At 68.1% G+C, this 564-nt stretch carries 1 protein-coding gene; it reads left to right on the top strand.

Translation table 11 applies throughout. The features are described from left to right. Positions 1 to 245 precede the first annotated feature (245 nt). A partial coding sequence (locus NA3_RS35435) for a glycosyltransferase family protein (RefSeq protein ID WP_218021970.1) occupies positions 246 to 564 on the top strand: 319 nt, incomplete at its 3' end.

Raw genomic sequence — 564 nt, 5'->3', positions numbered from 1 at the left:
CTTGCCCAGGCCGGCGTTCTCGCGCCAGTAGGCGACTTCGGCGGCGAACGCCTCGGCCGCCTGCTGGGCGGCCTTGAGCTGCGGTGTTTTCAAGATCTTTCGTCCCCCCGCGCGTGCGTGAGTTGAGTGAATCGTGAATGAGTTCAGTTCACCATTCCCTCACGTGTACCACCAGCGTTTTCCTGGGTTCCCCGGCCCGGCGGCAGCGATCCCGCCGCTGCGGCCTTTCGCACCTGGTGGAGGACATGATGCGGTTGCTGTATCTGCTCAACATCTCCAACCCCGACCGGCTCAGCGCCGATTCGGGTTTCACCGTCGCCGAACTGCTGTTGCCCGCGTTGGCTGATCTCGGCGCGGATATCACCCTCGCCGCCCCGGCGCGGGTCTCCGATGAGCGCGTGTGGTTCGAGCGCACCGCGCTACCGGGCACGAAGTACCGGGCCCGGTTCGGCGCCGACGCCGCGCAACTGGCGGCGATCGTGCGCAGCGCTCGCCCGGATGTGGTGGTGGTCAACCAGATCGAGCAAGCGCCCGCGGTGCGCGCGGCCCTGCTCGAGACCGGCC

It is taken from the genome of Nocardia africana NBRC 100379 (assembly GCF_001612635.1).
GTDB classification, from domain to species: Bacteria; Actinomycetota; Actinomycetes; order Mycobacteriales; family Mycobacteriaceae; genus Nocardia; species Nocardia africana.
This window is presented reverse-complemented; position numbering and strand designations above follow the sequence as displayed.